Raw genomic sequence first — 12,731 nt, 5'->3', positions numbered from 1 at the left:
GGTGTCCGCATAGCAAAGCGGACTTGCACAGACAGAGACAATGAGTAGTTTGAGGAGAGGAGGACGGGCAGAACTTACAAACGATGGAGCAACGGAATTGTGCATGGGAATCGCTTATAGAGAGGCGCCTCTCGCGGGGCAATGCATACACTATATCGATTTCCGACAGGAAAAAATCTATCCAATTGTCACACTGTCTACCGCGAGAAGAAAAGTTTCATTTTGGTTGGGACATTTGCTTCACTAATCGTTAGCTGCCCTGATGATGCAATTGACCGAGCTGGCTCTCGCCAGCCTGTAAGCAAATTATCCCTTGGGCGCCATCCAGACCAGATTCCACAGATGCCCGTCCAGATCCTCGAAACCCTGGTCGTACATGAAGCCGTGGTCTTCCGGCGGATGCGGAATGCGGGCGCCGGCGGCGACGGCCTTGGCGATCAGGCTGTCGACTTCTTCCCGGCTTTCGCAGCTCAGGCAGATGACGACCTCGTTGGCCTCTTTCGCCTGGACGACGGGCTTGTTGATCAGGGACTTGAAGAAGGGCTCGGTCGTCAGCATGGCATAGATACTGTCTTCCAGCACGACGATGCACGCTGCCTGCTCGTTGCTGAAATCGGGATTGAAACCGAAGCCGAGCGCGGCAAAGAAGGCTTTGGATTTTTCCAGGTCTTTGACTGGAAGATTGAAGATGACTTGCTTGTTCATGCGGTCCTCGTCTCTAAGGTGGAATGGATAGGTGATGCATCCTGACGACGAACGATGATGCCCGAAATCGACACGTTGTTGAAAATAAAAACGCCAACCCGAGGGTTGGCGTTTGCTTTGCTACCGTTCAGGCATTCAGGCTGCCTGCTCCAGCGTCGGATAATCGATATACCCCGCTTCGCCCGGCACATAGAAGGTCTGCGGATTCGGCGTATTCAGCGGCGCATTCAGTTTCAGGCGCTGCACCAGGTCCGGGTTGGCGATGTACGCCCGGCCAAAGGCCACCGCATCCGCCGCGCCCGATTCCACCGCATCGATCGCCATCTCGCGGGTATAGCCGTTGTTCGCGATATACGTGCCCTTGAAGGCTTTACGGGCCCAGGCGAAATCGAAGCCGGGAATATCGCGTGGGCCGCCGGTGGCGCCTTCGATGAAGTGAATGAAGGCGATATTGCGCTTGTTCAGTTCCTCGATCAGGTAAGCGAAGACGGCTTGCGGGTTGCTGTCGGCCAAGTCGTTGGCCGGCGTCACCGGAGAGAGGCGGATGCCGACGCGGCCGGCGCCGATCTCGGCGACCACGGCATCCACGACTTCCAGCGCGAAACGGGCGCGGTTTTCGATCGAGCCGCCATATTCGTCGGTGCGCTTGTTGGCGCCGTCGCGCAGGAACTGGTCGATCAGGTAGCCGTTGGCGCCGTGCAGTTCGATGCCGTCGAAACCGGCGCGGATCGCGTTGGCGGCGCCGCGGCGGTATTCCTCGACGATGTCCTTGATCTCGTCCAGCGCCAGGGCGCGCGGTTCCGGCGCCTCGACCTTGCCTTCATGGGTGTAAGCGACCACTTTCGGCGTCACGGCCGAAGGCGCGATCGGCTGCACGCCGCCAGTCAGGTTCGGGTGGGTCACGCGGCCGACGTGCCAGATCTGGGCCACGATCTTCGAGCCGGCATCGTGAACGGCCTGGGTGATCGGCTTCCAGCCTTCGACTTGCGCATCCGAATAGATGCCCGGGGTAGCCATGTAGCCCTTGCCCACCGGCGAAACTTGCGTGCCTTCGCTGATGATCAGGCCGGCGTTGCTGCGCTGGCGGTAGTACTCGATGTTCATCGGGCTGCCCGGCACGTCGCCGGCGGCCTCGTCGGCACGGCTGCGGGTCAGCGGCGCCATCACGACACGGTTGGCAACGTCGATGTCGCCGATACGGGTAGGCTGAAACAGTTTCTGCGTCATGTTCGGTCCTTGCTGAATGTTGGAATAACTGGACCGCCGGTTGCTGCACTGTCGGGAGGAAGCACCGGCGGTCACGACAATAGACAGTATGCGTATTCCGCTCACGCGTGGGTAGACCGCACGAATGATAATATCTATTCCAACCAGGAATAGATGGAGGTATAAAATGGACCGGCTGCGCTTGATGGAAATCTTTGTCCGGGTCGTCGAGACCGGCAACTTCTCGGCCGTCGCACGCGAGGAACGCGCGACCCAGTCAAGCATCAGCAAGCAGATCCAGGCCCTGGAAAGCCTGCTCGGCGCCAAGCTGCTGGTGCGCTCGACGCGCAGCCACGCGCTCACCGAAGCGGGCAAGCGCTACTACGAGCGCTGCCGCCAGGTGCTCGACACGCTGGAAGAAGCGCGGGTCGAGATCCAGCGCACCGAGAACGACATCGCCGGCGTGCTGCGGGTGGCGGCGCCGGTCTCCTTCGGGCGCCTGCACATCGTGCCGCGCCTGCCCGCCTTTTTCGAGCGCTACCCGCAGCTGAAGATCGACCTGCAGCTCGACGACGGCTTCGTCGACCTGGTCGTGGGCGGGATCGACGTCGCCTTCCGCGTCGGCGAATTGAAGGACAGCCGCCTGATCGCGCGCCGCATCGGCACCGCGCACCGCGCCGCGCTGGCCTCCCCTGCCTACCTGGAACGCCACGGCGAGCCGCAGCATCCGCGCGAGCTGCGCGAACATCAATGCATCGTCTACACGGGCCTGGCGACGATGAACGAATGGAGCTTCCAGGACGAGGACGGGCAGCAGCACTCGGTGCGCGTCAACGGCCATCTGCAGTCGAACAGTTCGGAAGCGATCCGCCAGGCCGTGGTCGAAGGTCTCGGCATCTGCTACACGCCGCAGTGGGTCTACGGCGACGACATCCGCGCGGGGCGCGTAAAACCGATTCTGACGCGGTACCGGCTGCCGCCGCTGCCGCTGAACGTCGTCTTCCAGCCGGCGCGCCGGCCTTCGCTGAAGATCAGCCACTTCGTCTCGTTTTTCGCGGAAGCCTTCGCGCGCGATCCGGACATCTCGCCGATGCTGTCAGCCGATGGCGCACTGAGCAAGGCACCGCATGATGCGCTCGGCAAGCCCGGCACCGCCAAAAGCCGGAGCCAGGGCTGAAATCCCCGCACAAGCTGCGCCACGTCTCCTCCCCTGCTTACAGATTGAAACCCTACTTACAGTCAGGCGGCAGATTTTTCCGGGTTTCGCTGACACACTGTGGTCATACGAACAGAGCAGTCCGAGTGTTCGGAATAAGCTGAGAACCGGTTGAGTAAAGGAGAACCCATGAACATTCATAAACAACACATCATGCGCATCGCCGCCGTCCTGGCCTTGACTGCCGCCTCCACGTCCGTTTTTGCCCAGAGCGCCGATTATCGCCGTGGTTACGAGGACGGCTATGCCGCGGCCCTCGACGGGCGTGGCCCGGGCCCGGGCAGGGGCGGCCTGCACATCGTGGAAGCCAATTACGGCGTGCGCGGCTCCGTCTGTAACGCGCGCCGGTCCGTGCGTGACCAGGTTGAACGCAATCGTGGTGTCGTCGTCGCCAATGACCGGCTATGCGGTGATTCCGCTCCCGGCAAGGTGAAGCGCCTGCAGATCGTTTACCGTTGCGACGGTAGCGAGCCGCTGAGAGTAGTCGCGCGCCAGGGCGACTCCCTGCGCCTCTCCTGCCGCCGCTGACCTCGGCGGCGGCCTTCGCCATGCGCTACTGCGCGTTCAAACCCTTCCTCGCCGCTGCCGCGCTCCTTGCCGGCAGCGCGCAGGCGCAGAACGACGCGCGCCTGGTCGCGCTGGTCAATGCCATGCGCGCCGCTCCCGGCGCCTGTGGCGGTGCCCGGCCGGCGCCGGCGCCGGCCCTGAAGAGCGACCCGCGGCTGGCGCGCGTACGCATCGGCGCCGGCACCTTTCCAGAATACGCGGTCGAGCGCGCCGGCTACAACGCGGCCCAGGTCGAAGTCATTTCGGCGCGCGGCGCGCAGGATGAGGCCGGCGTCATTGAACTGATCCGCCAGCCCTACTGCCGGGTGCTGCTCAATCCCGAGTACCGCGATATCGGCGCCACGCGCGAGGGCGACGAATGGACCATCGTGCTGGCACGGCCACTGCTGCCGCTCACACTGCCGGAGCAAAGCGAGGTGGGCCGCGAGATCCTGGACGCGGTAAATGCCGCGCGCGCCGTGCCGCGCAACTGCGGCGAGCGCGCCTTTGGCGCGGCGCCGGCGGTCGCGTGGAACGATGCGCTGGCCGCGGCGGCGCTGGCGCACAGCCGCGACATGGCGGCGCGCCGCCACTTCGGACACCAGGGATCGGACGGCAGCATGGTCGCTTCGCGCGCCACCCGCTCCGGCTACAGCTGGCGCCTGGTCGGGGAAAACATCGCGGCGGGACAGACCTCCGCGGCCGAAGCGGTGGCCGGCTGGATCGAAAGTCCCGGCCACTGCGCCAACCTGATGAATCCCCTGTTTACCGAGATGGGCGCGGGCTACGACATCAGCCGCGCGAAATTGCCCGGCTTCGTCTACTGGACACAGGTGTTCGGGACAAGACGCTAGAGCTGTTGCGCCTGTTGTTCGGCCCAGTCGCCGATCAGCGCCAGCGCGCGCGGCGACATCGTCTCTTCGATCCCGGCCACTTCGGACAGCGCACCGGTGCGCGCCGTCTGGAAGAAGTGGTTCAGGCCAGGCAGGCGCTCTACCCGCGCGCGCGGGTTGGCGGCCAGCGCCTGGCGCAGGGCCGGGATGTTGTCGCCCGCCGTCACGACCTCGTCCTTGTCACCGACCAGGGCCAGTACCGGACAGGCAGCCTGGCGCAGCAGGAACTGGGGATCGATCTTCAGGAGCGTATGCATCCAGGGCGTCAGGAAAGGCGCGACTTCGTCCTCCGAGTAGGGGCGGCCGTACCGGCTGGCGGCGGCGCGGTAGAGCGTGCGCACCTTGGCCGCACGCTCGGCCTCGCTGCCCGGCGCCGTCGCTGCCGCGAACACCGCCTTCTGCAAGGCCAGTTCGCGCTCCAGGCGCGCAGCAGGCTCCTGCGCCAGCTGGCGGCGGGTGCGCGCCAGCAGCATCTGGTCGGCCGGCACGCCATTCCCCGCCATCAGCACGAGAAAGGCGATGCCCGGCGCCTTGGCCGCGACGATGCTGCCGACCAGTCCTCCTTCGCTGTGGCCGATCAGCCCGATACGCTCGGGATCGATGTCCGGGCGGGTGCGCAGGAAGGCCAGGCCGGCCTGGACGTCGGCCGCGAAATCCAGGCTGGTCGCGCGCGCGAACTCGCCGCGCGAGCGGCCGATGCCGCGCTTGTCGCTGCGCAGCACGGCGAAGCCGCGCCGCGTCAGGTCGTCGGCCAGCACGGCATAGAACCGGTGGCCGAACAGGGAACCGTCGCGGTCCACTTCGCCCGAACCGGGAATCAGCACCACGGCCGGATGGCGGCCCGGCGTGCGCGGCACGGTCAGCGTGCCCTCCAGGCCGATGCTGTCGTTATCGTACTCGACCTGCTGTACCGCATACGGCAGCGGCGCCGCCGGCGTTTGCGGCCGCGCAGGCAGCTGCAGGCGGACGTACGCAAACCAGGCGGCGGCAGCCAGGACCAGGAAGCAGGCCAGGCGCAGAAAATGACGGGAGCGCGGATGGGAGCGCATCTTCATGCGTGTCGGCGGACAAAGGAAACGTCCACTCTAGCATCCGCACCACGCCTGAATTTACGCGCAATGTCACAATCGGCGTAAAAGTGTGTAATCGTTTGTATCCGGCGCCGACATGTGCCGGCGCCGGATACCGCAAGCCTCTTACCAGAAGATGACGCGCTGCTCCGGCGCCAGGTACATCTTGTCGCCCGGTTTCACGTCGAAGGCTTCATAAAAGCCCGGGTGGTTGCGCATGCTGCCGTTGACGCGGAATTCCGCCGGCGAGTGCGGATCCGATTTCACCTGCGAGATCAGGGCCGCGTCGCGCGCCTTGCCGCGCCGTGCCTGGGCCAGGCCCATGAACAGGCGCTGCTCGGCGGTGAAGCCGTCGATCACCGGTGCCGGTTTGCCGTTCAGGTAGATTTTATAAGCGCGGCTGGCCATGATGGCGCCGGCATTGTCGGCGATGTTCTCGCCCAGGGTCAGCTCGCCGTTCAGGTTGTAGCCCGGCAGCGGGCTGTAGCCGCCGTACTGCGCCACCAGCACTTTCCCGCGCGCGGCGAATTTTTCCGCGTCCTCTTTCGTCCACCAGTTGCGCAGGTTGCCGTCGCCGTCGAACTGCGAGCCCTGGTCGTCGAAGGCATGGCTGATCTCGTGGCCGATCGAGATGCCGACCGCGCCGTAGTTGATTGCCGGTTCGGCGTCGGCGTCGTACAGCGGATACTGCAGGCGCGCGGCCGGGAACACGACTTCGTTCAGCTCGGGGCTGTAATAGGCGTTCACCGTCTGCGGCGACATGTGCCAGGCGGCGCGGTCCACGGGTTTGCCCAGCTTGTCGATGCCGTACTGGTGCGCGAATTCGCGCGAGCGCATCACGTTGCCGACCAGGTCGTTACGCGCGATGTCCAGGCGCGAATAATCGCGCCACTTGTCCGGATAGCCGATCTTGGCCTTCATCTTCGACAGTTTCAACTGCGCCTGCTTTTTCGTCTCGTCGGTCATCCAGTCCAGGGTCTGGATGCCTTCGCGGAAGGCGATAATAAAATTCTTGACCATCGCTTCGACCTGCTGCTTGCGCTCGGCCGGGAAGTGCGCCTCGACGTAGGCCTTGCCCACCACTTCGCTCAGGTCGCGGTTGACCTGGGCGATCGCGCGCTTCTCCAGCGGGCGGTTCACCTTCGCGCCCGACAGCACGCTGCCGCGGAAAGCAAAACTCTCGTCGACGAACGGCTGCGACAGGTAAGGCGCGTAGGCGCTCAGCAGGCGGAATGCGAAGTACGCGCGCCAGGTATCCAGCGGGGTGGCGACGATGATCCTGTCGAGGCCCGCGAGATAGGTCGGCTGGCTGACGATCAGCGAATCGACCTTGCCCTGCACGCCCACGCCCTTGGCCCAGGCCGTCCAGTCGAAGTGCGGCGTCAGGCTCTTCAGTTGGGCGAAGCTCATCTTGTTGTAGCCCTTGACCGGATCGCGGTTCTCGACCGCGCTCCACTGCACACGGGCGATCTCGGTTTCCAGCGCCAGGACCCGGGCAGCTTCTTGCGCCGCGTTGGCGTGACCGGCCAGCGCCAGCATCTTCTCGACGTGGGCCTGGTATTTGGACCGGATGTCCTTCAGGCGCGCTTCGTCCTGCAGGTAGTAGTCGCGGTTCGGCATACCGAGGCCGGACTGGCTGACGTCGACGATCATGCGGGTCGAGTCCTTGTTGTCCTGGTGGACGTACATGTCGAGCGGCGCGCCGGCGTCCAGGCGCGAGAAGTGCGCCGATAGGGCCGCGATGCCGCGCTTGTCCTTCAGCGCCGCCACACGTGCCAGCTCGCCCTTCAGGGGCGTGAGACCGAGTTCGTTACGGCGCGCCTCGTCGACGAAGCTGGCGTAGTAGTCGCCCATCTTCTGCGCAGCCGATCCTTTACGGGCCTCCTTGTCGAGAGCGGCCTGCTCGATGATGGCGCGCACCTGGCCTTCGACCTTGTCCTGGGCGATGTTGAAGGCGCCCCAGCTCGATCGGTCGGACGGAATCTCGACGTCCTTCAGCCACTTGCCCTGGCTGTAGCGGAAGAAGTCGTCCTGTGCCCGTACGCCGGCGTCGATGGCGCCGGTGTCGACGCCGGACACCGCGGCTGCGGCGGCCGACGATGGCGCTGCGGTGGCCGTGGCATCGTGGGCGCCGGCGTGGGCGCTCACCACGAACAAGCCCGCGATCAGGCTGCTGCACAGGGTACGCTTCATGTTTTTTTCTCCGTCAATGACTGTTGTAATCGAGCGATCCTAATGGAAGAGACAAGCCATGGGAAGGTCATTCGCATATGCATGCCGCGCCTGCACAACGCCTGTATTGACGGGCGGTTCGCCATTGGCCGGGACTTCAGCCATAATGGCGTCAACTTAGCCCGAGATGCCGTCGATGCCGCGTTCAAGATCAGCCCTTGCACTCTATTGCACCTGCGCCGGGGAGGCACGGTGAAACCGACCTCGCGCGTCTCCCGTCTGTACGAAGTGATGGACCTGATGCTCGACTCGGTGGGCGATCCGCTGGCCCTGAAAAGCCTGGCCGCCTCGGCGAGTTACTCCTCCTTCCACTTCGACCGCATCTTCCGCGAGCTGACCGGCTTTTCCGCCGTCGAATACCAGAGAAAGCGCCGCCTGCGCCGCGCCGCCCACCTGCTGCGCCACGAACCGGACGTGTCGGTCCTGCGCATCGCCCAGGATTGCGGCTTTCCCTCGAACGCCGCCTTTGCCAAGGCCTTCAAGCAGCAGTTCGCGATGTCGGCCAAGGCCTGGCGCGAAGGCGGCTGGCGCAGCTACATGGACCAGCAGGTCGGACGTGAGAGCGACGTCAGCTTCTTTGTCGCGGAGCCGGGCAACCTCGACGTGATCCTGGCGCCCTACTGTCCACCCGAGCCGGGCAGCGTGGCCGCACGCATCCGCGTGCAGCCGCTGCCGGCCATCCACCTGCGCTACCAGCGCTTCTTCGGCCAGTCTGGCGCCGCCCTGTCGATCGCCTGCAACGACTTTATCTGCGAGCGCGAGCGGCGCGGCGACACCGCGCCCGGCACGCCCTGGTACGGCGTGTTCGACGAGGATCCCGGTTTCACCGGCGAACGCGAATACTGCTACGACTTCGGCTTCGCCGGAGACTGCCGCCCCGACCCGAGCCTGGGGACGCGCACCCTGCCCGCCGGCAGCTACGCCTGCCTCGACTTCGCGGGCGAGTGGCCGCGTTTCCGTTCGATGTACGAGGACTGGCTGGATCGCCAGGAGTTCTGGCGCCTGGACAGCACGCGCCCGCACATCCAGAAGGTCGAGCGCGGACTTGACGGCAGCTGGCGCGGCTGGCTGGCCCTGCCCGTCAAGAAGCGCTGAGGCCTTTCTCCGTGCTGTCCAGCCGGATGAAGCAGCTCAGTACCAGCACCGGCAGCGCACAGGCCAGTACCCACAGGAAGAAGGAGCGGTAGCCCAGCGCCTGCTGGACGTCGCCGCTGATCACCTTGAACAGCACGAAACCGAGCTGCATGAAGCCGGTGCCCAGCGCATAGTGGGCGGTCTGGTACTTGCCGCTCGCGACCACCTGCATGATGAACAGGATCACGCCGACGAAGCCGAAGCCGTAGCCCAACATCTCGGCGCCCAGCGCCACCGCGATGACCGGCAGCGCATCCGGCTGCGCCGTGCTCAGATAGTAGAAGACGAAGTTCGGCAGGTTCATCGCCAGGATCAGGAAGGGCATCGCGCGCTTTAGGCCGATCCAGGCCGTGAAATAGCCGCCGGCGATCGAGCCGACCAGGAAGGCCACCGTGCCGGCCGTGCCGTAGACGGCGCCCACTTCGGCCGTGCTCAGTCCCAGCCCGCCGACGGCGCGCGCATCGCGCAGGAACAGCGGACCGATGGTCTGGATTTGGCCTTCGGCCGCGCGGAACAGGACGATGAACAGGATCGCCATCCAGATCCCGTCCTTGGCGAAGAAGGCGCGGATCACGTCAATGAGCGTGCGCACCACGGCGCGGGTCGAGCCGGCCTGAGGCGCCGGGCTCAGAGTGCCCGGCAGCGCCCAGCTGTGGTACAGGCCCAGTCCGGCCAGGCTGGCGCCCAGCAGGCAGAACACCACTGTCCAGGCAGTGCTGGTGCCGATGCGCGCCTCCAGGTAGCCGGCCAGGATCACCAGCCCGCCCAGGGACAGGAATTTGGCGGCATTGAAGAAGGCGCCCTGCCAGCCGGCATAGGCCGCCTGCTGGCGCGCAGTGAGGCTGGCGATGTACAGGCCGTCGGCCGCGATGTCGTGCGAGGCCGAGGCCAGCGATACCACGGCCAGCAGCGCAATCGTGATGCCGAACCAGCCAGGGAGCTGCAGGACCAGCGCCAGCGCGCCCAGGGCGGCGCCGCCGAGCAGCTGGAAGAACACCACCTGGCGCTTCCGGCTGCGTGCCAGTTCCAGAAAAGGACTCCACAGCGCCTTGAACACCCAGGCCAGGCCCAGCACCCCGGTCCAGCGCGCGATCTGCTCATTCGGCACGCCCATGCTCTTGAACATCAGTCCCGCCACCAGCGCCACCGCGTAGAACGGCAAGCCCTGCGCCAGGTAGAGGGTCGGCACCCAGGCCAGCGGGTGGCGGGCAGATGCAGCCGGCACAGCGGCGATCGGAACGTCAGGCATCGGTACGGTCTTTCAGCGGAAGGGTGACCACGCGGCTGCTGCGTCCGCGCGTGTCGAAACTGGCGATCTTGAAGGCCGCGGCGCCGGCGGGCACGGCGACCGGCTCGCGGTAGCGCATGCTGCCGGCATCGGGCTCCCTGCCGTCGAGAGTGTAGCGCAGCACCAGGCCCGGGAAGGCGGTATTCGCATGCAGCCGTCCGTCCCGCAGCATGGCGCCGGGTGGCGGCAGCCGGTAGCCATAGGCCAGCGCAGCATCGAGGAAAGGCAGCGCATGCCGGCCGAGGCGGTTGGCGAATTCGTTCCAGGCCAGGGCGATGCGACGCGCGCGCTCGGTCTCGTCGGCGATGCCGTGCCAGCCGGGGTCGGAACTCCAGGCGCGTTCGGCCAGAGCGAGAAGACGCGGCGTGGCGAGGTATTCGATGCGTGCACGCGAGTGGGCATTTTCTCCCCACAGCTGGCCCTGCAGGCCGCGCACGCGGCCGGGCTGCGCCAGGCGCACCAGGCGCGCGCGCGCTGCGGGACGCAGAGGACGCCCCATCTGGTCGACGCCCGGCAGCGCCGCCAGGTCGAGCGGGCAAAAGACGAAGGCGCTGCGGGTATCGACGAACCCGGCCCAGTAGTAACCCGGTTCCTGTGGATCCTTGGCATAGGCCAGGTCGAAATACAGGTGCGAAGCATTCGCCAGCACTACCTCGTAGCCCGCATTCGCCAGCGTCCAGGCGCAGTCTTCCTGGCCCGAGCCGGTGGCGTTGTTCCAGACGTAGACTTCGAAGCCCGGCCCGGCGAAGCGCGGATCGGCGGCCACGCCCTGTCCTGTCGCGACCAGGGCCGTATCGTCCCAGCCGGCGAACGCGAGGCCGTGGCGCGCGAGGATGGCGCGGCAGCGGGCAACGAAGTCCGCGCGCAGTTCGGCGACATCACTCCAGCCCTGCTCTGCCATGCGCGCGCGGCACAGGGGCGAGCCGAGCCAGGCGCCCTGCGGCACCTCGTCGCCACCGGTATGGATCGCGCGCAGCGGCACGCCGGCCTGGCGGAACAGGCTGACCACTTCGGCCACCACGGTCTCGATGAAGCGGTCGACGGAGGGACGCGCGATGCAGATCACGTTGTCGTGCCAGAGCTGCACCGACTCGTAGACGGAAACATCGTCGGGATCGTCGAGCCGGTAAGCGTTGGCGCCTTCGATGTCGCCGTCCGCCAGCAGGCGTTCGTGGCGCACGCGCATGGCCTGCACCGCGGCGCGCGCGTGGCCCGGCATGTTGAATTCGGGGATCACCTCGATGTGACGCGCATGGGCATACTGGATGATGGCGATGAACTCGGCGTGCGTGTAATGGCCGCTGCCGGCCGATGCGTCGACACGGGCGCCGGAGCCGAAGGAAGGCGGCAGGCAGGGACTGCCGTCGCTGCTGACGCCGCGCCGCGCACCGACCTCGGTCAATTCGGGTAGGGAGCTGATCGGCAGACGCCAGCCTTCGTCATCGGTCAGGTGGAAATGAAAGCGGTTCAACTTGAAGAGCGCCATGCAGTCGAGCAGGCGCAGCACCGTTTCGACATCGGCAAAATGGCGCGCGACGTCGAGCATCATGCCGCGATGGGCAAAGCGCGGCGCATCGAGGACGCGTCCTTGCGGCAGGCTGCCGTCACTGCCGACCAGCTGGCGTAGCGTCTGCACGCCGTTGAAGACGCCATGGGCGCCGGTGCCGCGCAGGCGCACGTTCGCCGCATCGATCTCGAGCAGGTAGGCCTCGTGCGGCGCCGGCGATGCCGCATCCACGAAGCCCGTCTCGAGCACAATGGCGACACCGGACCCGCCGGGCGGCAGGCCGGCCAGGAACGCGTTCAGGCAAGCAGCTTCCTGCTCGAGCCCCGCCTCGCAGCGCACGGCGGAATCACACCCGATGCGGCACGTCTCATTTTTAAAACTGGCGAACAAGGGCTGCGGCGTGATGCGTCCCACTTCATCCGAGGGCAACAGTGACACGGCGGCGTTGACGGCGAAGCGCCGCGCCGCATCCATCGTCGGCACGACATCGTCCGGACTGCGCCGCAGCTGCTCCGGCCGCGTGAACGGCGCGATGCGCGGGTCGCCCAGGTCGATCACCTCCCCTCCCACCGTGACCAGGTAAAACCCGAGCGGCGCGTCGGTGCGGCTGATCGCCCAGAAGCGCGCCTGGTAGCCGATTTCGAAGCGATCGCCAGGCAGCCAGGACGCGGCATCGAGGACACGCAGGCGGAACAGGTCGCCGTTCACGTGATCGATCCTGAATCCTGCGCCGACCGTTTCCGGCAGCACCTTGCGGCAGGTGTTGAAGTAGATCTGCCAGCCCGGTGCGATCGGCCGGGTGGAGGCATTACGCAGCGTCAGCCGCGCGGCGAAACGGTCGCCATGAGGGCCATTGATGCCGTTCGCCACACACTCCCAGTCGATCGCAACCGGGACGCCGCCGCATGGCGGGCCCGGAGGTGTCGTCGGCATC

The 12,731-nt window shown here is 66.1% G+C and carries 10 protein-coding genes; 4 read left to right on the top strand and 6 right to left on the bottom strand.

Going from position 1 to position 12,731, the window contains the following annotated elements; all coding sequences use genetic code 11:
• Positions 1-306: 306 nt before the first annotated feature.
• Complete coding sequence (locus C2862_RS10585) at positions 307-705, bottom strand: VOC family protein (protein ID WP_136220081.1); 399 nt, start codon at positions 703-705, stop codon at positions 307-309.
• A gap of 135 nt (positions 706-840) precedes the next feature.
• Complete coding sequence (locus C2862_RS10580) at positions 841-1,932, bottom strand: alkene reductase (protein ID WP_136220080.1); 1,092 nt, start codon at positions 1,930-1,932, stop codon at positions 841-843.
• A 166-nt stretch (positions 1,933-2,098) separates the two neighbouring features.
• Between C2862_RS10580 and C2862_RS10575 the strand changes: the two genes are divergently transcribed.
• From C2862_RS10575 to C2862_RS10565, 3 genes are all read left to right on the top strand, one after another.
• On the top strand, positions 2,099-3,088 hold the full coding sequence (locus tag C2862_RS10575; protein ID WP_136220079.1) for a LysR family transcriptional regulator: 990 nt from the start codon (positions 2,099-2,101) through the stop codon (positions 3,086-3,088).
• 168 nt (positions 3,089-3,256) lie between these two features.
• Positions 3,257-3,655, top strand: a complete 399-nt coding sequence (locus tag C2862_RS10570) for a hypothetical protein (RefSeq protein WP_136220078.1) — start codon at positions 3,257-3,259, stop codon at positions 3,653-3,655.
• Between the two features lie 20 nt (positions 3,656-3,675).
• On the top strand, positions 3,676-4,527 hold the full coding sequence (locus tag C2862_RS10565; protein WP_136220077.1) for a CAP domain-containing protein: 852 nt from the start codon (positions 3,676-3,678) through the stop codon (positions 4,525-4,527).
• On the opposite strand, the gene C2862_RS10560 is transcribed toward C2862_RS10565, so the two are convergent.
• A complete protein-coding gene (locus tag C2862_RS10560; protein ID WP_136220076.1) occupies positions 4,524-5,621 on the bottom strand; it encodes a S9 family peptidase in 1,098 nt (365 codons plus the stop codon). The two genes, C2862_RS10565 and C2862_RS10560, sit on opposite strands and share 4 nt — an antisense overlap.
• Before the next feature lie 141 nt (positions 5,622-5,762).
• The gene (locus C2862_RS10555; protein ID WP_136220075.1) at positions 5,763-7,829 is read right to left on the bottom strand and encodes a M13 family metallopeptidase; all 2,067 of its coding nucleotides are present in this window, start codon (positions 7,827-7,829) and stop codon (positions 5,763-5,765) included.
• 231 nt (positions 7,830-8,060) lie between these two features.
• On the opposite strand from C2862_RS10555, the gene C2862_RS10550 reads away from it, so the two are divergent.
• A complete protein-coding gene (locus C2862_RS10550; protein ID WP_229467372.1) occupies positions 8,061-8,963 on the top strand; it encodes a helix-turn-helix domain-containing protein in 903 nt (300 codons plus the stop codon).
• Here the strand turns inward: C2862_RS10550 and C2862_RS10545 are convergent.
• Together C2862_RS10545 and C2862_RS10540 are read right to left on the bottom strand one after the other, a co-directional pair.
• The gene (locus C2862_RS10545) at positions 8,950-10,251 is read right to left on the bottom strand and encodes an AmpG family muropeptide MFS transporter (protein ID WP_136220074.1); all 1,302 of its coding nucleotides are present in this window, start codon (positions 10,249-10,251) and stop codon (positions 8,950-8,952) included. The two genes, C2862_RS10550 and C2862_RS10545, sit on opposite strands and share 14 nt — an antisense overlap.
• Positions 10,244-12,730 (bottom strand): family 20 glycosylhydrolase, encoded by a 2,487-nt coding sequence (locus C2862_RS10540; protein ID WP_136220073.1) that lies wholly within the window; start codon positions 12,728-12,730, stop codon positions 10,244-10,246. The genes C2862_RS10545 and C2862_RS10540 overlap by 8 nt, the downstream gene beginning before the upstream one ends.
• Between the last annotated feature and the right edge of the window lies 1 nt (position 12,731).

Origin of the sequence: Massilia sp. Mn16-1_5 (assembly GCF_004798585.1) — a bacterium.
In the GTDB taxonomy this organism is placed as follows: domain Bacteria; phylum Pseudomonadota; class Gammaproteobacteria; order Burkholderiales; family Burkholderiaceae_D; genus Telluria.
Note: the sequence above shows the minus strand (reverse complement) of the source record. Positions and strands in the feature narration are given on the sequence as shown.

Coding starts and splice junctions, on each gene's coding strand:
- C2862_RS10565 (WP_136220077.1), top strand. CDS start 3,676: ATGCGCTACTGCGCGTTCAAACCCTTCCTCGCCGCTGCCGCGCTCCTT.
- C2862_RS10540 (WP_136220073.1), bottom strand. CDS start 12,730: ATGCCGACGACACCTCCGGGCCCGCCATGCGGCGGCGTCCCGGTTGCG.
- C2862_RS10570 (WP_136220078.1), top strand. CDS start 3,257: ATGAACATTCATAAACAACACATCATGCGCATCGCCGCCGTCCTGGCC.
- C2862_RS10560 (WP_136220076.1), bottom strand. CDS start 5,621: ATGAAGATGCGCTCCCATCCGCGCTCCCGTCATTTTCTGCGCCTGGCC.
- C2862_RS10585 (WP_136220081.1), bottom strand. CDS start 705: ATGAACAAGCAAGTCATCTTCAATCTTCCAGTCAAAGACCTGGAAAAA.
- C2862_RS10555 (WP_136220075.1), bottom strand. CDS start 7,829: ATGAAGCGTACCCTGTGCAGCAGCCTGATCGCGGGCTTGTTCGTGGTG.
- C2862_RS10580 (WP_136220080.1), bottom strand. CDS start 1,932: ATGACGCAGAAACTGTTTCAGCCTACCCGTATCGGCGACATCGACGTT.
- C2862_RS10545 (WP_136220074.1), bottom strand. CDS start 10,251: ATGCCTGACGTTCCGATCGCCGCTGTGCCGGCTGCATCTGCCCGCCAC.
- C2862_RS10575 (WP_136220079.1), top strand. CDS start 2,099: ATGGACCGGCTGCGCTTGATGGAAATCTTTGTCCGGGTCGTCGAGACC.